Origin of the sequence: Streptococcus sp. 27098_8_91, assembly GCF_041432385.1 — a bacterium.
GTDB lineage: Bacteria > Bacillota > Bacilli > Lactobacillales > Streptococcaceae > Streptococcus.
In genome coordinates, this window is record NZ_JAPVZN010000008.1 from 66,124 (window position 1) to 87,067 (window position 20,944).

Annotated in this window: 14 protein-coding genes and 2 pseudogenes; 1 reads left to right on the plus strand and 15 read right to left on the minus strand. The window is 36.8% G+C overall.

The window, feature by feature from the left end:
- Positions 1-111: 111 nt before the first annotated feature.
- From O3611_RS08100 to O3611_RS08165, 14 genes and pseudogenes are all read right to left on the minus strand, one after another.
- Positions 112-336 (minus strand): accessory secretory protein Asp5, encoded by a 225-nt coding sequence (locus tag O3611_RS08100; RefSeq protein ID WP_371608310.1) that lies wholly within the window; start codon positions 334-336, stop codon positions 112-114.
- 4 nt (positions 337-340) lie between these two features.
- Entirely contained in the window at positions 341-520 is a 180-nt protein-coding gene (gene asp4, locus O3611_RS08105; protein WP_075230876.1) for an accessory secretory system protein Asp4, read from the minus strand.
- On the minus strand, positions 513-1,859 hold the full coding sequence (gtfB, locus tag O3611_RS08110; RefSeq protein ID WP_371608311.1) for an accessory Sec system glycosylation chaperone GtfB: 1,347 nt from the start codon (positions 1,857-1,859) through the stop codon (positions 513-515). The genes asp4 and gtfB overlap by 8 nt, the downstream gene beginning before the upstream one ends.
- Entirely contained in the window at positions 1,843-3,363 is a 1,521-nt protein-coding gene (gene gtfA / locus O3611_RS08115; protein ID WP_371608312.1) for an accessory Sec system glycosyltransferase GtfA, read from the minus strand. The genes gtfB and gtfA overlap by 17 nt, the downstream gene beginning before the upstream one ends.
- Before the next feature lie 12 nt (positions 3,364-3,375).
- Entirely contained in the window at positions 3,376-5,754 is a 2,379-nt protein-coding gene (gene secA2 / locus O3611_RS08120) for an accessory Sec system translocase SecA2 (RefSeq protein WP_371608313.1), read from the minus strand.
- Positions 5,738-6,223: an accessory Sec system protein Asp3 gene (asp3, locus tag O3611_RS08125; protein WP_371608314.1), complete on the minus strand. Its 486-nt coding sequence runs from the start codon at positions 6,221-6,223 to the stop codon at positions 5,738-5,740. The genes secA2 and asp3 overlap by 17 nt, the downstream gene beginning before the upstream one ends.
- Positions 6,223-7,755: an accessory Sec system protein Asp2 gene (gene asp2, locus O3611_RS08130; RefSeq protein ID WP_371608315.1), complete on the minus strand. Its 1,533-nt coding sequence runs from the start codon at positions 7,753-7,755 to the stop codon at positions 6,223-6,225. Before asp2 ends, asp3 begins: the two co-directional genes overlap by 1 nt.
- Positions 7,745-9,319, minus strand: a complete 1,575-nt coding sequence (gene asp1 / locus O3611_RS08135; RefSeq protein WP_248035015.1) for an accessory Sec system protein Asp1 — start codon at positions 9,317-9,319, stop codon at positions 7,745-7,747. Before asp1 ends, asp2 begins: the two co-directional genes overlap by 11 nt.
- 15 nt (positions 9,320-9,334) lie before the next feature.
- Positions 9,335-10,564 carry an accessory Sec system protein translocase subunit SecY2 gene (gene secY2 / locus O3611_RS08140; protein WP_248035013.1) on the minus strand — a complete coding sequence of 410 codons (1,230 nt, stop codon included), beginning with the start codon at positions 10,562-10,564 and terminating at the stop codon, positions 9,335-9,337.
- 280 nt (positions 10,565-10,844) lie between these two features.
- Complete coding sequence (locus O3611_RS08145) at positions 10,845-11,852, minus strand: sugar transferase (RefSeq protein WP_371608316.1); 1,008 nt, start codon at positions 11,850-11,852, stop codon at positions 10,845-10,847.
- A gap of 46 nt (positions 11,853-11,898) precedes the next feature.
- Positions 11,899-13,077 (minus strand): glycosyltransferase family 8 protein, encoded by a 1,179-nt coding sequence (locus O3611_RS08150; RefSeq protein ID WP_248035009.1) that lies wholly within the window; start codon positions 13,075-13,077, stop codon positions 11,899-11,901.
- Positions 13,078-13,091: 14 nt separating this feature from the next.
- Complete coding sequence (locus tag O3611_RS08155) at positions 13,092-16,334, minus strand: SP_1767 family glycosyltransferase (RefSeq protein WP_371608317.1); 3,243 nt, start codon at positions 16,332-16,334, stop codon at positions 13,092-13,094.
- A 3-nt stretch (positions 16,335-16,337) separates the two neighbouring features.
- Entirely contained in the window at positions 16,338-17,216 is an 879-nt protein-coding gene (locus O3611_RS08160; RefSeq protein ID WP_371608318.1) for a DapH/DapD/GlmU-related protein, read from the minus strand.
- A pseudogene (locus tag O3611_RS08165) lies at positions 17,206-19,300 on the minus strand (glycosyltransferase). Before O3611_RS08165 ends, O3611_RS08160 begins: the two are co-directional and overlap by 11 nt.
- 749 nt (positions 19,301-20,049) lie before the next feature.
- Between O3611_RS08165 and O3611_RS08170 the strand changes: the two are divergent.
- Positions 20,050-20,436 (plus strand): annotated as a pseudogene (locus tag O3611_RS08170) (transposase); the annotation flags it as partial.
- 249 nt (positions 20,437-20,685) lie between these two features.
- On the opposite strand, the gene O3611_RS08175 reads toward O3611_RS08170, so the two are convergent.
- On the minus strand, positions 20,686-20,944 hold a 259-nt coding region (locus O3611_RS08175; protein WP_371608319.1), incomplete at its 5' end, for an LPXTG cell wall anchor domain-containing protein.

The window sequence follows — 20,944 nt, forward strand, 5'->3', positions numbered from 1 at the left end:
GCTTATAGTATAAGCTAGATTCCTAAAAGTTTTCTTAAAATATTCTCCTAAAACTTAAATTTCTTTAAATAATCACTTTTAAAGTCAATCATTCTCGCCAGAAATCAAAGCTTACGCAAAAGTTAAGGCCATAAAGAGGAGTAGCATCACAAACAAGGCTAAGCTAACAAGCAAGGTTAAGACTTTAACAAGCGTATTACTTTGCCAATAACTCGGCTTCCCGATATTACTAGTTGCATCCATAGAAAAGATTTGAGTTTGCCTTGGTTGTATGGTCACAAGGATGATTAAGGAAATAGCTAAAATAATGGTTAAAATTATCAATAATTCAGTCATTTAACTACCTCAAAAGCCCTATTAAAGTAAACAGCAAACCTATTAAAATAATCAATCCCAACAAGAAAGAGAATGTTTTACTGATTTTTTCACCACGTGTAGATTTTTCTTTTTTGATGGGTTCTTGTTTCATCTCTTCCATGCGGCCTTCAACATCCTGATAAAATAGATCTTTTTTAGTCATGGCTTTCTCCTAAAATGATTTCCATCCTCTCCTTATACATAATTGGATCCACATAATTGGCATGGTAACCCTGTTCTCCAAGAGCTCGTCCCATCTCCTTAACGTTAGAAAGAGCTAAATCAATAGTTTGAATCATGCCGTCAACTGCCTCCTTAGCGAAAATATGACTTGGAGCTGTATAGCGACGGTTATGGGCAGTTTCTTCAAAAGCTAGGACCAGTTGGTTGTGTTCAAAGGCCTGACGAACAGCCTGGAGAAGTTCATTACCATAGTTGATATCCAAGTAGATATCTGATAGTTGATAGAGATCTTGAATCTTTTGGGGACTGGCATTTTGATAGAGTACTACATTCGGGTAGCGTAGCATATCCATCAACTTTGCTGACATTTCTGTCACTGCCGCGATTCGGAAAGTAACCCTTGGTAAACTCTCCACCAATTTTTCGACTTGCTCTAGTTGATCTGAATTAGTCACTATCAGGGCATCAGGTCGAACAAAATTATCACGCTTAAAGTGATAATGATAGCCTAAGTGACTAAACTTATGATGGAATTTCTCATCCGTCAATTGCAGAGCGCGTTCATAAGTCGCATAATCTGGAATGATAATGGTCTTAGCTCGAAGCTGGTCATTCTCCAAAATCAGTTGCATATTTCCAGGAATATGGTCCTGCAATGGTTCTTGCCAAACTAGGATATCCTGACCTGATTTTTCTGGAAAATGGAAGGAAGTCAAAAACGATGTAGATAGGGTATTAAAGAGAAGGTGGTCTAGATTCACTTTCAAACCTTGTAAGAAGTCTATGATAAAGGCCACTCGACCAGAAAAATGGCGCAAGCCTTGCCCTTCCAAGGTTAACAGAATATCACCTGTGACATGGTTTTCCAAAATAACTTCTTTTTGATCTACGTTCCGATAAGAAGTCATGATAGCTTGACCAGAAGCATCAAAGGTAGTCTTAGCAAAGCAAGCTCCAAAACGATTGTAGTGATCTACTTGAAAGATCCGACCTGCTGGTGTTTTCCATTCGACTTTTTTCACCAAACGAGCCTGTAAACCATCTGCAAAATGAATCACTGCTCGTTCTTGATTGAGGTCATTGATGGTCCCAAATTGATTATTCCCAGCAATCTCCCAAAAGTCTGGTACAGGAACTTGGTTAAAATACAAGGGTTTACCGCTATCATAACCCAAATAATAGGTGAAAGGTGAGACAACTCCATCTGGCAAAAATCCATCGGGTTCAATAACCACAGCCAAATCAGACAGTCCTGCTTCAGTCAGACTATAGTGCAAATCTTGACTTTCTTGACTGTATACATCAAATAACTGAATCATCCACTACCTCCTTGATTGTATTTTCCCATTTGTTCAAAATCTCTTGAGTCAAGAACTTCTCGGCTATCTGGTAGGATTTTTCTCTCATACTATCCAAACGATTTTCCAAATACAGTTGGCAGATTTTTTCTGCATAAGCTTTCTTGATTTCATCTTCGACATGGTCAGATGAACTTGGAATCAAGTAACCATTTTCACCATCTTCGATGAAGGTTTGATTTCCATAAGGAACATCAAAACCAATCAATGGCAGGCCTGATCCAATTGCTTCCATGAGAGTCAAACCAAATCCTTCACTTGTAGAAGCAGTTAGATAAACTTCATACTGTGAATAGATTTGGGAGAGTTCTGCATGACCCTTGAGTTTAATATACTCTTCTGCCTGACCTGCAGCGATAATCTCATGAAGACGTCCTTCTTCACCACCACTACCGTAGATATCGAAGGTTAATTCTGGCAATTCCTTATGAGCCTCAATCACAGCCTTGACAAGCCAATCAATGTGTTTTTCCTTGGCTAGACGCGAAGCTGTAATAAGAGAAAATGGCTTACGGCTCTCTTGTGGTTTTGTTAATTGGTCAACACTTCCAACTGGAATGGTCACAATCTTAGGTGCATGCGAGGTATAGTGAGCAAACTGTTGCTCTAGAACTTCCTTTTGACGATCCGTTGAAACGATAAAGAGATCGACCTTATCTGCATTGGTAAACTGGTAGTCATAATAGTTGTTCCAAAGGATATAATCATCATTGGTCGCATTTTCACTGTAATGCTCCGCATGAACAACTACCGCTAGATGCGCCGCTTGCGCTTCCTCAAAAACAACCTGACCAATCCCTGTCTCACGATCTAAAATTACTAGATCTGATTTACTTAACCCAAGTGTCTGCATGAAATAACGGAGCAAGGCGGGTTTCCCGTATAAGATTCGATCCTTGAAACGGTAGACTTCCTCGGTCCCTTGATTCATGAACATCTCATAAGCTGGAGTCCCATCTTCATTGTAGAAGGTTCTTTGGTAGAGTGTCGCTACATTATCTTTAGGAGCAAAATACTCTGTGCAGTAGCGTGTGTAAGAGAAGTAATCCTTGCGGATTAACTTACCAGCATACACATACTCCACATGTTGGACAAAATCTTTTTCCTCATCTACCAAATAACAAGTGATAAACTTGTCCTCATCTGAGAAGAAGATTCGTTCAATTTTCCCATTTCGTTCACGACGGCTTTCTACACCTTCAAAGTAAGCCAAAACATCATCTACCGTCACACTGGTCGGTGCAATCTTGATGTCTGTGAAGTGAGTGTAAAGCCAGATGACCTGATCATCATCAAAACCGATATTTGCGGTTAAGTGCTGGATATTATCACCCAAAATCATGTCTGTAAAGATAAACTTTGACGGCAGATTTAGGCTGCGAAAAATACCTGCACGGTAAGCTTGGGCATATTCAACACCACTGCTGGCCCAGCCGATTCCTAAATTTATATTGTAAATTGTCATATTGTCCCCTTTTTATGGAAAATAAGCCATAATTTCCCCATCAGGTGAAATGTCTACTCGACTCAATAGAAGATTTCGAACCATATCCTTCTTGACCTGCCTTTTCATCTCTTCAAATCCATGATAGGCTTCTTGGTAATACTCGACAATAGGATTCTTTTGAGCAGCTGATTGCCCACCAATCGCTAGACTCAATTGTTGAAGGTAGTCCACCTGTTCTACCCAGTTATCATCTATGGCCTTTAACAAGGCTAAACGCTGAAAATCTGAAAAGAAGTCATGAGTTTCAAGAAGCGTTCGTTTCTCTTGTAGACTTTTTTGGATGGTTGTCTCTAAAACTCGTCTAATGGCTTCCTTATCTGTCATATCCAACTCGCGAGGAACTGCATGATAAAGAAAACTGATATTTTTAACGATAAAATGATAGAGTTCCTCTCTACTTTCAAATGCTTCTTCTGACAAGCTTTTTTTTATGAATTCATCTAGTACATCCACAACAAAACCATCTAGATCCTCGGTACCATCAATCAAACGATTTCTTTGACTATAGACCATCTCTCTTTGGATATTCATACTCTCAGCATACTCTAAGGTTTGCCTTCTTGATGATCTAGCAGCGCTATCGCTTGCCTTCTGCGCTTTTTCTACTAATTTCCGATAGCGTCTTCCTTCTAAAAGTTCTGGGCTTATCTGTTTATTTACTGTATAGTCCTTATACATCTTATGGACCCAAGAAGGTCCATACTTCTTGATCACATCATCTTCCAGTGAGACAAAAAATTTCGACAAGCCAGGATCTCCCTGTCGACCAGAACGTCCTCTAATCTGTAAGTCAATACGTTTACTATCCATCCGTTCTGTACCAATGACAACTAGACCACCCAGTTCAGCAACTCCTGGACCAAGCTTAATATCAGTCCCACGGCCAGCCATAGAAGTCGCAACTGTCACGGCTCCCATACGACCTGACTCTGCAATCATCTGAGCTTCACGCGCTGCATTATGGGCATTTAAAACGTTATGAGCAATTCCTTCACGTAATAATAGAGAGGAGTAGAGTTCCGACATTTCTACCGATCCAACAAAAATCAATAAAGGATTACCCTTTTCATGATAATATTTAATCTCAGCAAGCGATGCATACACTTTCTCAGGTAGGGTAACATAGAGATTGTCTGGATAATCAATTCGCTGATTCGGACGATTTGTAGGGATTCGAATGACTGACATGCCATAAGTTTCTAAAAACTCTTTCTCTGCAACCTTTCCTGTCCCAGTCATTCCAGAGATTTTTTTAAACTTCTTAAATAAGCTTTGGTAGGTAATGGAAGCCATCGCCCGTGTTTCTTCAGACAAGGGAACATGCTCTTTTGCCTCAATGGCTTGGTGTAAACCACCCTGTAATTTGGTCATTTCTAATAAACGACCTGTACTTTGATCTACCAATACGAGTTCTTCCTCTTTCTCACCCTTACGGATGATATAGTCTTTATCCCTTTTAAATAAGGTATGAGCTCGTAAAGCAAAGGTCAGGTGTCTTGCTAGTACGCCATGTTCTTCGGAATAGAGGTTATCAATACCTAAAAAACTCTCCGCAGTTTGAGCGCCCTTAGTAGTGAGCCAGACTTCTTTTTTCTCTTCTTTAAAGATATAGTCTTGGCCCTCAACTAGAGTTGTCATCAAGGTGTCAATAATTCCATAAAAATTGGATTGTACCCTAGGTGAACCTGAAATGACCAAGGGAGTTTGAGCACTATCCAGCAAGACTGAATCTACCTCATCTACGATAACAAAGTTAAATTCTGGCATGTACTTTTTATCTTCACTAGAGGCTAGATTATCAATCAAGTAGTCAAAACCAAGACCACTGTTTGTCGTATAAACAATATCCGCACTATAAATTTCCCGCTTATCTTCAGGCGTTAACTCTTCATCATCGTCTTCAGAAAAGGGAATGCGAATGGTCAAACCTAAGAACTCATAGACTTGTCCCATCTCTTCTGCATCACGCTTAGCAAGATAGTCGTTAGTCGTCACCAGCATAACACCTTTTCCCGATAAGGCATTGAGATAGACTGGCATCGTAGCGGTCAAGGTTTTACCTTCACCTGTATTCATCTCCGCAACATTCCCTTGGTGGATGACAATTCCACCCATGACCTGTACATCATAGGGAAACATTCCTAAGATTCGTTTATCAGCTTCACGTACAACTGCAAAAGCTTCCACTAAAAGATCGTCTAAGCTTTCTCCAGCAGCCAATCTCTCTTTAAATTCTTGAGTTTTTCCTGCTAATTCATCATCTGTTAGCGAGGCCATCTCATCTTTTTTTAGATTGATTTGATGCAAGATTTTTTTCACCTTGCTCAATTGTCTATTCTTGTTCCACATCTTGCTCAGAATCGTCCTCTTCTATTGAAAATGAATGAAAGTCAACTGCTTGAAATCCTGCACTCAACAGCTGTACTCTGTAATGATAGGCTTCTTCTGGATAAGTAAAGGTAAAATCAAAGTCTTTTTCAATCACTTGAGAAACCTGCTTATCATAACGATCCATAAAGATAAGCCTAAAGTATAAGCCATTTTGAGGTTGAACAGTCATCTGACTAGACAAACGGTAACGATAGCCCCTTTTTAAAAGAGGTAAGGTTGGGGTTAAGCGATTTCCTTGAAAGTTAAAACTTGATGTCCACTCATGAATCATCGTACCAGAATTCACCATATCATTTTCCAGATAAACATGGTCTCTTGAATGATAGAGGACAATAGAACCAAACAAAAATGTATTTTGCCTACTATCCCCTGAACTTCCTCCTTTAAACTCTCCCCAGTATATTTCTTTATGCCGTTTGAACATCATTAAAACTTTCTCCCAAAATCCTGCTCTAAAATCATCTTATAAAAATTCTTGAACCACGCAGTACTGGTACTACTATCGTCATTGTGGCGACCTGAGGTGCCCTTGACCATGATACGAGCCCCCGTATGATAAAGGGCCTCTACTAAGTCATCATAAGCACGTGGATCATAGTCTTCCTCTTTCATATAAGAGAGGCCAAAGATTGTTTGACTAAAATCTGCCTGTTTAAAAGGAGTCCAAAAACGATCATCCAAGGATCTCATAGCATCTATACTAGCATCCCCTTTAGAATGATGACGTAAGATATCAAAGGCGGTTGGGAAAAGCCCAGGTGCCTCAAGTCTGCCTCTCTCTGCTATCAAGCCAAGATTGGTCAAGGGTTTTGAAACGATAACAGCTTTAGGTTCAAAGAAAGAACTGTAATACATAGCTCCATAAGTTCCCATGGACATGCCCGAAAGGATGAGTTCCTTATTTGAGAATCCTAACAAATCTAAATGTTCTTGAATGACATTTCGAACACCATTTTCGATACTCTGATCACCCAAGTAAAAAGCCCCTCCATCGATTCGAGGATCTTGAAAGAGAAGGAAAGGTGCTCCAAAGGATCTCATCATTCCAAACCCCTCAAATCCTTCTGCTCGTCGATAACCAGAAAAGTAGATATTCAAAGGAGGCTTAAAGTCTCCTGGATAGAAAAAGTAATTGATCTCCTCACGCTTGTCATTATGGATGATACCTCCACCAAGAACATATTTACCAAACTGGTAGCGCGTTAAACGCTGGTGAAGGGCTCCTATTTTCAGATGTCCTGCTCCTCTAGCTTCTAAAGAAACACTGATAAATGAAGAAAAATCATCATCCAGTACCAAGGCAGACTGCATATCTTCAACAGTGAAAACTCGCTCTTTGACAAAATTAGCAGTAGATCCATCTTGAATATTTCGAACGATCAGGCGAATATCACAAGTCCAATCTTTCTCATATTCGAGCCAGAGTTCAACTGGGTTAAATTCGCTAGCTCGGATATTATACTTCCAACTAATTAAAGGGCGAAAGTCTTGACCATACTTTCCTAGGAGTTCTAGATTTTCATAACCGTTATATCGAACCTTTCCCTTAAAAGCAGGATTGACAATCATATCAATTGGAACTAACTTATCCCCATACTGCCCTCTAAACAGGGCTTTAGATAGGAGTCTCAAAAGTTCTACTGGGTTTGAAAAATCTGTTGCTTGAGCACAAGTTTTTTTCAAGAAGTCTTGAAGATCTTTTGATTGAGGCTCAGCTGTATCAGGGTAGAAAATCGTATAAGGAGTAATCTTTCTCATCAACGGAATCAAATCCGATAAGTGCTCAGGATTTTCAACCAAAACAGCTGAAAAAGTTCTTAAGCCTTCCATTTTCATGACCTTCTTTATGGCAGTCATTGATCTCGGCCAAAAGAAGTGCCACTCCATATTTTCAGGAAGCTCATAGTCATGGCTCCAGTTTCTGCTACCTATCTGCAAAATCTGTAATTTATTGCTCACTTTTTGCCTCCTCTAACCATTTTTCCCACTTATCTACAAATTGATCACCTGTATTTTGTCGAATCTTATCAATTGAGTAAATTAAGGCTTGATTCCAATGTTTCAGGGTATCTAAAAAGTAGTGTCCTGCCTTACTAAACTCTGATAAATCTGATAGAATATAACCATTTTGTAAGTGAGTCACATATTCTGACTCTTGTAAGTTGATTTGAGGAATTCCTGCACTAATCCCTGCAATCTGTGTGTAAATATTAGCGACTGGATTCAAATCAACAATTAAACGAGTATATTCTAACTCCCGAATTAAGCCCATCTCATCATTTAGATTGATAATCTTAAAGCGATAATCATCTCTGGTATTTTCCTCTAATGTATTTTCCGCATCAGATACCACAGTATCCTTTAACAGCTCCCTTGGGTTAAGACGTTCCATAATCAGCGAATCAAGTTGCTTCTGCAAAGCTTCTATTTGATAACCTTCTGCATTAAATACTGAAAAAACAACCTCAGTCAAGGGATTTTCCGAAACAAAATGCAAAACTTCATACAAGACTTCTGGATCTTGTTGCACCTGTATATCTAATTGGACATAAATTTTTGATTCCTTTAACCGTTGACTAAGACCTAACTTCAAGCGCGTATCAAAAGATGGTAAATGGTGCATTTTAGAAGCAAATTGGGGATAAGCCTCTTGTAATCGCTCAAGAAAATCTTTCCGATCACTAATCAACAATCTAGACTGTTCTACTAGCTGACGATGAGCTTGTAAATCATCTGCTTGATTTCTTTCAATAAAGAAACTTATAATTTTTGGAGCTTCTTCTGGCAACCTTTCTAGCAATTGATCTTGAAACTTGGTATTAGCTGCCAAAACAAATGAATCTCCAACCTCATAGTCTTGATTTAAAAATGTTGCTAAGAATTCCCAGATAACCTCATCTATACTGTCATAAACTAATTTTCCAAAACGATAACTTACTGCTGGATTGATCTTTACAATTGGCTTTTCGCCCTGCAAATTTTCCCTCAGTTGCCACTGTCCTTTTGCGTTGTAATAATAACGAGTAACTGGTTTTTGATCCTCATACTCTATAAGGCTAGATAAAAATCCACGATCATCAAAATAACAAATGAAATCAACTTGGTTATCCTTAAAGTAAGTGATATAGCTGATAAAACCTTCTGAACCATATTCAATATGAGCATAGAGTGCCCCCTTTTGCTTGACTACAATTAAGAAAGGGGTATAGATAAAGTCACAGTCTTCATCCCATGTCAAGTCTTTTAATTGTAAAGGGTGCATCTCCTCATTTTCAATGTTTTGAATAGCATCAAAAACGGAGAAAACATCCGACTCCAACAAATCTTGTCTGTGTAACAAATAACGTAGATGAGGATGATAAGTCAACCATAGCATCTTAGATTCTAATTCTTGGCGTTTAAAAATCCGAATTTGGTGTAAGATATCATCAAATTCTAAGCGATAAGGAGTCCTATACCAAGGCACAATATTTGCTTGCCATGATGGATTGTTGCGCTCCAAAAAAGGAATGAAATAATACATAGCTTCTCCTCACAATTATGAATCGATTTCTAAGAGTGGTCGATAATTCTCGTTTAATGTCAAGGCATCGATTTCTTCCTTGATATTAAACACCATTCCATTAAAAATCAAAAATAAACCTGAAAGCATACTCAGTTGCATATAGCGCGGATCATATAAGACAATCAACATTGGAAATCCTGCCATAAATACGATATAGATAGACCCAATGATTGCAAAACGAAATATCAATTTTCCGAGATAACGACTAGTATCTTCTCCAGGATAGATATTATAAATATATTCTCCAGATTTTTTCATTCTCTCAGCAATTTCTTCACTATTCATATTTACAAATGCAAACGCAATTCCTAATATAAATAAAACAACAATATAAGTGAAGACCCAAATTGGCTGACCAATTGCAAAGCGGCTAATCCACTCTCCAATCCACGATTCTTTCGGCAAAACCATTTGAAGAAGCAACAAGCTATATTGTGGGATGGATACCAAGGACATGGCATACATAAAGGGCATTCCTCCAGCTGGATTCAGCAAAATATCCAAATAAGAATAACGTTTAAAGCGATTGTGGATCATAATCTTATTTACCAGAATTCGATAACGAGCTCTCTGAACTCTAACTGCAATCGCTAAAAATACCATTGAGAGCAGCAAAAGAGCCACAATCAATAAGGGGCCAACTTGTAACTCCTTGATGCTTTTTAAGATGTTTTGTGGCATACTTGACACCATACTTGACATCAAGATAACTAGAGACCCTCCGACACCAAACAAAGAATTCAAATCCGATAACCAGACTAAGAAAAAGGTGCCCGCAATCAAGAGTAGAACATTCATGGTCAAGACTAGCCCATAATTCACCCCTGACTGAATAGGGAGATTTAGAGTAATGGCTAATGCTTGGATTAAAGCAATGACAAACGTTAATATCATTTTTCGTCGATCTTGAACTTCAAGTGGTAAACTACCCAGACCAAGTTTTTTAGACATGCTAAACATTTGCCATAAAATCATCGCCGACATCCATGGAGACAGTCCAACTGAAAATAGGGAAAGACTCCGAAGATTTCCACCTGTTATAGACGTAGAAAAGGCTAAGAAAGCTGCAGTTCCACCCAAAAAACTCGTGTCATTAACGTTTACAAAGGGAAGGGTCAATCTACTTCCTAGAACGTAAATGAATAAGAAAGAAATCGTCCACATAACCCGTTTCACGACAACTGATGTTAATTTTTTCTTCAAATTTTTCTCCTACCTTATTCGAGTGATGAGATATTCTGATGAACATAGCTAATACTCAATGAAAATCAAAAAGCAAACTAGGAAGCTAGCCGCAGGTTGCTCAAAGCACTGCTTTGAGGTTGCAGATAGAACTGACGACGTCAGTAACATATATACGGTAAGGCGACGCTGACGTGGTTTGAATTTGATTTTCGAAGAGTATAAATTTATAAATTAATCTTTTGCCAATAATGGCATTCCCTCATCCTAATGGATGAGGGCAATCCATAACTATTCTATTCTAAACATCCAAAACCTGCATCACTGCATCAATCAATAGTTTTTTTGTAAAGTAGCCTTGTTTCAAGGCATAACTCACTTTATATACATTTTCAACCATTTGTTGATAAGCTTCTACTGTCGTTCCCTCTACAAGGCGACTGGCTTCTTCCAAACTATCTACTACATAACCTAAGCCTTTTTCCTTTATGAAACTGGCATTTGAGAGATAGGATGGTACTACTACTGGAATTCCTGCTGCAAGATAAGTGCTAACTTTATGAGAGATATTCAAGCGATAGTAATCTGCCTCTTCAGCTGGATTTTCACTTGTTCCCCACACTAAGCCAAAGCCCCCCTCTGACAAAGCAAAAAGCAACTCTGGATCTGTTTTCCACCCTTTAAAGGAAACACTTGGATTATGCTTCTCCTGATTAGACTCGGAAAAAATATCGAGTGGGGTTGAGTAAGCCCAGTTGGATAAGTGTTCAAAACGTTCTACACTACCCGCAAAAGATAGTTTTTTCTGAAAAGCAGGCTGTCTCAAAGGATAGTCATGAACATGATCCCACATGCCTTGGATAATAATCTTTTGAACTGTCAATCCTTCCTGAATCAGCCGTTCTTTCATGTTTTCCGAAGGAACAACTACTAGATCTGATTGGTTGTACATCTCAATGTACTCAGGCATTAAGTAATAATTGGATGGAAACATAAGGGGTGGCACGTCATGGATAAAGGTAATGATTTTCGTGTTTAAAATCTTACATTTCCTGATAAAGGCCTGGTCATACTCCCTACCATTCCATGTAGGAGATTGATAAACAACGATATCCCCATAACCCAGCTTAGCTAAAACGCCATCTAAACGGCTATTCAACTCGCCTTGACTATCACTATAGATATTGTAAAAGTAAAAGCTAAGCTCGTGAAAGTCTAACTTTTTTGCAATTTTAACGGTTTCATTCTGGGCGATCAAGGCTGTACTCTGACCAGACATACCGTAAATATTTGTAATATTAATTTTCATTTTGAATCTCTAATTTAGTATTTTTTAAAACAAACCACTCACAGACTTAAAGTTCCTTCAAAAAATCGACCATAGCCTGAGGATTATCATGAGGAAATACTTGATCTACATGATAAGGATTGGCCACATTATCAAACGCTAAAATTGTTTTCTTAGCTTCTTGCACCCATTCTAAAACATCAGGAAATTTAAACTCATGATTGATATCCAGATAAACATCACATTCTTCAATCATTTTCCTGCACATCCACCTCATAACAGTTGGATGCAACTTAATGTTCTCATAACTGGCTAGACTTCTGAGAATTTCTCCCATATCCGTAAAAGTTAAAATATGAATATCATACTCAGGTAAATGTTTAATGAGATAATCAATTTGTTCTAATTGCTGACTGCCTGTAATGATCAATGCTTGATATTTAGCTTTTTTCACGACAAGTTCTTCTTGACTATTTATTTGAGACCACTCTAGTTGATTATATTTCCACCAAACTTCACGTAGGCGACCTACCGAATAAGTATTCCAAGGTTTATCGGCAGACAAATAATGAACAATCGCTGGTAATGGAGTCAAAGGCAATTCAAAAATAAAATATTGCCCCCGACTATCAGCCAACTGATCATATCCAATCTGAAAATTATAGGTATCATCTAATAATACATAATTTTCTCCCATCACTAGATTGAGAACTGTTTGATCAGCTTCAAGTAAGTGTTCATGTTCTCTTTCAGTAATGTTAATGAGTTCCTGCTGGATTCCCTTATCCTTCCAATACGCATTATTGATCAGTAACACTCCTGCATTAAATCTGTCTTCTAAACCATATATGATTTTTGCAGCAGCTAGAGGTTTATTGGTTAAATCAATAGAAAATAGATCTGTCAAATCACGTGTAACTACTAAGTCACAATCTAAATATAAAACAATATCTTCTGACACAAAACTCGGTATAAAATAACGAGCAAAGGTCATAAAGTTTATGTGCTGTCCAACAGGTGGTAGACTCCAATTTCGCATATTACCTCCAAACAGCTTGATATCAACTATCTCACTATTTCGGTATGCCATTTTTTCCCTGACGGAGACAAACCACTCTTGGGGAATATCCTGATTAAAAATATAAATCTTGACATCACTATTGTGATAGCAAATAGATTTTAAGGTAGTTTCGATTTGACGAATATAACCGTAATCTCCTGCTAACACAAATACTTTTTTATTCATTCACTACTCCTTGACTATAGCTTCACGATGATAGATGCATCATAAGCCGCATCGGCAACTAGCTGAATTTCTTGATCAAAATTATGCTCTGCGGTATGCTTGTGTGAGAATTTCACTTTTGAAGCTGCTCCCATCTTAAACCACTCATATTCGGAATCAATATGACCTAAATCAATCGCTTGTATGCCTTTTTTGCTTAAGTGATACGCTAAAACCTTGGCTGTAGGTCCAAGCATCAAGAATACTAATTTACCAGCCGCATGCTTTTCAATCGCTTCTTGAATAGCCTCAACTTTACTGTAGGCATTTCTAGAAGGGCAGATGATCCGCTCAACTGACTGAGCATTGTCAAAAAGATCGTTGCCAACTCCTGAACGTGAGTTTTCACCTTCGACGATCAAGATATCTCGTTTATCCCAAAGTTTCTTTAATTTTTCAAAGTGGGCTACCGAAGCAGACTTATCTTTGAGGTCCATATAAGGACGAGATATAAAAGTAGAACCATAGAAACTTGCTGTACAAAATCTATGATAGGCTTCTTTATAATTCTCTAAATGCTTTTGCCAAAAGTTAACAGCTTCAGGATTATAGCGTTCCAAGCCTTCAAAAACATCTGAGAGACAGACCAGTAATTCTGGAGAGCTTTCTAGTTGGATCATACTTCTAAGCTGTTCTGACAATGTCTCATCGTAGTCTTGATAAGGAATCCCATGTCCCATCATAATATCCATTTCTCCATCTCCATAACGAATAACGGAAGAATGGTGTTCTAGTATATAATCAAGACTCTGCTGGATATCTAGTACCTTTGGGTAGGATTGCAGCTTTTTTACAGGTAGCTCTCCATTTTGGCAATAGTTTTCAATAGCTAGAACCATCTCCTCAGGATGTGCTTGGTCATAAAGAAACTGACCTTGTTCACCATGGGCTACACTTTCAAAAGCAAATACTGGTTTTCCAGCTTGTCGGAAACGCCCAATGATCCCATCAACTTCGGATTCAGCATTGATATCCAGTAAGAAGTCACAGCCTTCAACCAAGCTATCAATCAAAGCTGGTTGCCCAGCAATATCTGACAAGACAGAGACATTTGGGTAGGCTAGTAGAGCTGTGATACTATCAGCCACCATAACGGGAGCTGCCACATAAAATTTGACATCCGGTAGATGTTCAATCAAGTAACCCATATTTCTCAAGTCGCTTGAGAAGGTATAGACTAGAGCTGAATGTTGAACCCCTGTGTATTGACTCACCTGATCTTTTGTCAGACAAGGTGTTACCTGACTCATATCAGACCAATCTTGGGCATTATAATACCACCAAACATCTCGATAGATGGAGCGTTCATACAATCCCCATGGTTTTCTCTCTGTCAAATAATGAATAATCGGTGGATAAGTCCCAGGTTCTGGTCGATAATCTGAGAAATGTGTATGCAAGGTAATGCAGTTATATTTAAAGTCTAAAGCTAACCAACGATCTTTAAATAAGAGATTCAAGATACTTTGATCATCTTGAGCAACCTTATCATGCAACTCATTAGTCATTTCAATCAACTGCTTGCGAACTTCTTCTTGTTTCCAAAGGCGATTATTGATGAGCAAGACACCTGCGTTGAATCCATGCTCATTAAAATATACTTGAGCCCCCAGATCCTTGACTGCTGCCAAAGGATAGTCTCCTAATTCGACATCAAATAGAGGACTTAAGTCTCTTGTGACAACCAAATCACAGTCCAGATATAAGACCTTATCTTCCTCAACAAAATCCGAAATAAAGTAACGTAAAAATGTTGCATAGTGAATATTGGTCTTATATTGGCTGATATGAGAACTATTGACACGGGCATTGACGATTTCACAGTCTAGCTTCTTTAATTTACGATTGAGATTATAGAACCACTCTGTCGGAAAATCGCTGTTAATCAGATAAAAACGAAGTCCTCGATTATGACAGCAGATTGATTTGATTGTCGTTAATACCTTATCTGCATATTGGTAGTTGGCTCCGAGTACAATTGCCTTCATGTTCATTTTATCTTTCTTTAACTCTTTAATTGCTTCTATCATTGACTGTGGAGATTGAGAGGAAACGACTATTTGTTCCAATTGATTTTTGTTGGTCGTATCAAAGGTCAGTACTGGCCTACCTGCACTGGTATAGCGACTGACGATAAAGTCCATCGAACTTCCCTTATGGATATCCAGATAGGCGTCTGTCTTCTCAATCATTTCATCAATCACTGCCCCAACCATGCTGGGATATAAGTAAACATTAGGATATTTGTCCAAAGCCATTAAAATTGAACCCATATCTGTATAAGCTCCAATATGGAATCCAACATCAGGTAGAGCTTGGGCTAGTTCTTCAATATACAGAAAGTCCTGCGAATCTGTAAATGTAAATAGATTGACATTATGAAGGTCATAAACTCTCTTGATGGCAAAACGTCCAGCATAATGGTCAGCAATCTGTTCATAACTAACATCACGAAATGCCCACCATAAATCCCGATAACGATAGCCCATCAGAGTGGACCATGGTTTTCGATAGGTCGTATAATGGATGACCAAAGGTTCTTTATCCAATTCAAAATGTGAATCCCAATGGCTATAGAATGCAATGACATCATGACCAACTTGAAGATTAAAATGCTTATCCAACTCTAGCCAATGATTTTCAAACATCAAATTTAATATAGTCTGATCACCATTAAATCTATCATTGGTTGAAAAATCAGGTGAAGATACGTAATCAATTGTCTTATTTATTAATTTAGTAGTGATATCATATTGTCTCCATTTAGAATTATCAATCAATAACATTCCTGCGTTGAAACCAACACCATCTACATCTCGAACAGCAGCAAGATACTTATCACCCAAATCAATATTAAAGAGTAAATCAAGACTACCATTAATAATCAAATCACTATCCAGATAGAGTACTCTCTCCTCTTCAATATAATGAGGAATGAAATAGCGAGCATACGTAATCGCTGAAATATGTTCCTGGGTTTTCCACTCAGAATCAATCTCTTCATCTATACGAATGTCTTCTACAACACTTCCCAATTTCTCCACTTGTACCTTGAGATCATCGAACCAGTCACTAGGAATATTTTGATGGAGAATATAAATTTTAACATTTTGATTGTAATATAGAATAGATTTTATTGTTGTAAGTATCGGGATAAGGTAATTCTTATCTCCCGCAAGAACAACTGCCCTTCTTTCTTCCAAAATATCAAACCCCATTATCTAATCTCCATTTTCATCATTCGCTAGTTGATGACGAATGCTATTAATCATACTCTCTTTATCCTCTAAACTAAAAACTCGAACGTTTTTATCTCTTCTATGGACAACTGTTTCAAAAGAAAATACCGGTTTTCCTATCTCTAAAGCACGACCTACAATATTATCAACCTCTCCCCAATGATTGATATCTAAGTAAATATCTGCTCTATTTAATAAATCTTCGAGAATATCATCATGATGCACATTAGTATAAATAGTTACGTTCTCGTAATGATTAAAGCTTTCTAGATAGTCTGAGACATTTGTTTTAGCAGCTATATGAAATGCAACTTCAGGAAGTTCTTGTACAAGATAGTCTAAATGTTCTAAAGTATCTGATGCTGTTAAAGTAAAGGCGTGAAACTGATGCTGTTGTCTAGGAGTGATTTTTAAATCCTCTTGAGCAGTGACAACAGAATTAGCTGGGATATCTTTATAAATTAAAGCATTTGCCCCAATGATAACATTATCTCCAATGGTAACACCTTTTAAAATAACAACGTTAGTTCCAATCCAACAATTTTTCCCTATAGTTATCTTATCAGCTTTAAACTGAATTTTTTCAATATGGTAATTAGAGTATTTATGGTTGTGGTCAAAAATTCTCACACCATCACCAAACATAGTATCCTTACCAATTTCAATCTCTTTGCCACAACGAATCGTACAATGATCGTTAAAGAAAACTCTATTTCCTAGTGTCAGCTTAGCATTATTAGACACTTCTAGACTTACAAATGAGCGAAACGTAACATCTGTTCCTAGTTCAATGCTACTAGTAGGAGAAATCTCTATATGATGAAAATCTCCTAATAACTTTACAGAATCTTTAAAATCCATGTTTATCTTCCACTTCTCTTATTTTATTAATCATTTCTTGAACTTGTTCTACTTTATAGGTTATCTGTCCAAACTCACAATATTTTGTATTTTCAAAAGCAAGAATGGGCTTCTCTAATTTTGCAAACTTCTCCAGTATTTCTACATTTTTTTCACCGTGATTAATATCTAAAAGAACTTGACTTATCTCAAACAATTCTTGCTCAAGCTCTGATAAATCATTAAATTCAGACAAAATAACCACATTGTGATTAACAATCCTCTTAGTCAATTGTTCACAAACTTTGACGCTAGCTACAATTATAAATTTAATTTCCGGTAATGCTTGAACTAGAGAATTTAATTGCTCAATACGATCTGAATAAGTATAAATTAAACAAGTAAAAGGTAGTTTTTGAGGATAGATATGAGCCTTTTTAAGCGTATGTAAATGGTAGTTTTGGCCCAATTCTGTCCATTCAAGATTATGATAATACCACCAAACATTGCGATAAGCTTGAATCCCTAGATCATTCCACGGTTTCCTATGCGAAAGATAATGAATAATACCTGGATAGTCTTGAGATTTTGGTAGTTTATAATCTGTAAATTACTTATGACTCACAATATAATGATTATCAAAATCCAACTCTAGCCACTTATTTTCAAAAAGTTTATTCAAAACAAGTTGGTCCACCTGATCCGCCTTATCATGCTGTTCATCAGTTAAATTAATTAATCGTTGAGTCATACTTTCTTGTTTCCAAACAAGATTGTTGATTAGTAATACACCTACATTAAATATTTCTTGATCATAGTACACTTTTCCGCCATAATCACGAACTGCAGCTAATAGATAATCTTGTAGATCTATTTCAAATAAGTCATCTAGATTTTTCGTAACAAGTACATCATAATCCAAATAAAGTGCCTTATCTTCTTCTACAAAATCAGATATACAATAGAGCAGAGAGGCTACATAACTAATATCTGTTTTAAAACGTGATATTTGATCAGATGTTACTCGACAATTGATAATTTCCGAATCAAAGTCCCTTAATCGACTATTCAATTGTATAAACCACTCTTTTGGAAAATCCTTATTGATAATATAAAAACGAACCGAACGATTGTGATAGCAAATAGATTTTATGGTTGTCACAACCTGATCGAGATTCGAAAAATCAGCTGCCAGTACGACGGCTTTTTTGTCTTCTTTACTCTGAGGAAGAAGTCTATCCAATAACATCTTTTTCTCTTTTATGTAGTTTAATTCGTGAGAATTAGCTAAACCTCTATTGTAAGCTTCAGAACTGATATAATCCAAACTCATTTTGTATGCTCGCCTATGCTCCGAAAGTGGATATCCTAACGTTGCCAATAAAGATAATCTCTCTTCAATTATATAAATGGCATCTCTAATCCATTCATCTGTCCAAGTATTGGACAAACTTCCCTCACGCACTCTATATATAGGCTGATTTATTAACATAAACAACTTTTTCAGAATCTAATAAGGCCTTCAAATTAAATAATGCATCTTCTCCAATTCTATTAATTGGAAAACGCAAATTCGCTATTATTTCTTTTTTATAAATTTTCCCCCAGGGTACAATCAAAGCAGACTTTAACAATTCTTTAGAGTCGTATAAACAAGGTATTATAGACTTATTATCATATACTTTTTCATAATAGTCAGTAGAGATGTGGAAATAAAAAACTGAATTAGACTCATTAAAACTAGTATAATTTCCAACTACAATATCTGCTTGATATTCTATCACTTTCTCATATAAAAACTTAATATAGTTTGGTTCTACCCAATCATCGGAATCAACAAAGGTAACATACGTTCCTGTCATTCGATCCAGACCAGCATTTCGCGTATCAGATACACCACTGTTTTCTTTTTCTATATAGATGATACGATCATCCTGTTTTTCATATTCCTGACAGATTTGTCCCGAGTTATCTGTAGAACCATCATTTATAATGATAATTTCCAAATTTTGATATGTTTGTTCCAAAATACTATCTAAACATTTCTGTAAGTATTTTTCAGCATTATAAACTGGAACAATGACACTAATTAATTCCTTTCCCATACAATCCCACTCCTAAATTTTTTTCATATCTCTCATACTTTTTTATGATAAAGACAATGAAAAAGACAACTTCTGCCACCCAATTTATATTGGATATTATAGAAGTTACTTTATACATAGATAGTTATTACAAACATTTAATTTTCAACCGCAATATAAACTGAAACTAACTGCCATCGTTTTTCATATCGTAGAAACAACACATATCAACTTAAAGAAGTAGTTATAGAACTTCCTTATGACGATAATCTATAAGTAATTGAAACAGATTTCTATCATAAATCCTTTATTTCTCGATTATCACTTTATATCATCTTTAAACCAAAATCATTATTTCTATGGTTTTATTCCAACTAATATTTAATAATCTAATTCTCCTGAGATTTTTCTTATATCATAAAAATCAATAAATGTTCTAAACAATACAAAGATTTTAAAATGAAAAACTCTACTATATATTATACCATTTTTATGCACTTTCATAAAGTGAGATAACCCTAAGAACCTTATTTTTTCTAACTCTGGCAAAGAATATTGAATTTCAATTGCTTTACGAATAGACAAAAGTTCAATTAGTGGCTCTATAATTTCTGTAGTGGGTAAATCCCCTATGGATCTTATGGAGCCTATTTTTGTGTAGAAAAAAAGTCCCATAAGATCTATAATGAAAAGCAACAAAACAACTCATTAGAAAGATCCATATGGAACAATTACATTTTATCACAAAACTCCTTGATATTAAAGACCCAAACATCAAGATTCTAGACAAGCTTTTGAGCTATTCAGAAGACTTGAAACACCACTACAATGTCTATCAGCTCTTACTTTTTCACTTTCAGAATAAGGAACCAGACAATTTTTTCGGACTTATTGAGGACAATCTAAAGCAGGATCATCCTATTTTTCAGACTGTCTTTCAGACTGTCTTTAAGACATTTCTCAAGGACAAAGAGAAAATAGTCAACGCCCTTCAATTACCCTATTCCAACGCAAAATTGGAAGCGACCAATAATCTCATCAAACTTATCAAACGAAATGCCTTTGGTTTTAGAAACTTTGACAACTTTAAGAAACGAATTTTCATCGCTCTGAATATAAAAATGGAGAGGACAACGATTGTCCTCTCCAGATGTTAGCTTTTTATTCAACCCACTACAGTTAACAAACATACTAAGATTAGTAGTGAGAAAATCTCCGACGGGAGAGAGTACTCACTACTTTTTCTTTATGTTAAAGTAGAGGTGTCTTGTAAAGTCGTAGGGCTCTTGGGCGCTAGACGTCGCTTGACAAACTGGCAAGAGCCTATTTTAAAACTAAAAAACCTGAAAGTTATATCTTTCAGGTTTTTTGATCGAATTAATCAACTAATAGAATCGTTAGAAGATTTATTCTTCATCATCACGTTTACGACGTTTAGCTACTAAACCTAATCCTGTTAGACCTGCTACAACTCCAAGGAGAGCATTTGTAGCTGAAGCCGTTGTTCCAGTATTTGGAAGTTGCTTACGAGTCTTAGTTGTATTAGTTTGAGCAGATTGACTAGTTGAAGTCGAATGAATCATGGACGCGCTTGTGCTTGCTGACTCAGATGCTGATGTTGACGCGCTTGTGCTTGCTGATTCAGATGCTGATGTCGATGCACTT

Coding starts and splice junctions, on each gene's coding strand:
- O3611_RS08100 (WP_371608310.1), bottom strand. CDS start 336: ATGACTGAATTATTGATAATTTTAACCATTATTTTAGCTATTTCCTTA.
- asp4 (WP_075230876.1), bottom strand. CDS start 520: ATGACTAAAAAAGATCTATTTTATCAGGATGTTGAAGGCCGCATGGAA.
- gtfB (WP_371608311.1), bottom strand. CDS start 1,859: ATGATTCAGTTATTTGATGTATACAGTCAAGAAAGTCAAGATTTGCAC.
- gtfA (WP_371608312.1), bottom strand. CDS start 3,363: ATGACAATTTACAATATAAATTTAGGAATCGGCTGGGCCAGCAGTGGT.
- secA2 (WP_371608313.1), bottom strand. CDS start 5,754: ATGTGGAACAAGAATAGACAATTGAGCAAGGTGAAAAAAATCTTGCAT.
- asp3 (WP_371608314.1), bottom strand. CDS start 6,223: ATGATGTTCAAACGGCATAAAGAAATATACTGGGGAGAGTTTAAAGGA.
- asp1 (WP_248035015.1), bottom strand. CDS start 9,319: ATGTATTATTTCATTCCTTTTTTGGAGCGCAACAATCCATCATGGCAA.
- O3611_RS08145 (WP_371608316.1), bottom strand. CDS start 11,852: ATGAAAATTAATATTACAAATATTTACGGTATGTCTGGTCAGAGTACA.
- O3611_RS08150 (WP_248035009.1), bottom strand. CDS start 13,077: ATGAATAAAAAAGTATTTGTGTTAGCAGGAGATTACGGTTATATTCGT.
- O3611_RS08155 (WP_371608317.1), bottom strand. CDS start 16,334: ATGGGGTTTGATATTTTGGAAGAAAGAAGGGCAGTTGTTCTTGCGGGA.
- O3611_RS08160 (WP_371608318.1), bottom strand. CDS start 17,216: ATGGATTTTAAAGATTCTGTAAAGTTATTAGGAGATTTTCATCATATA.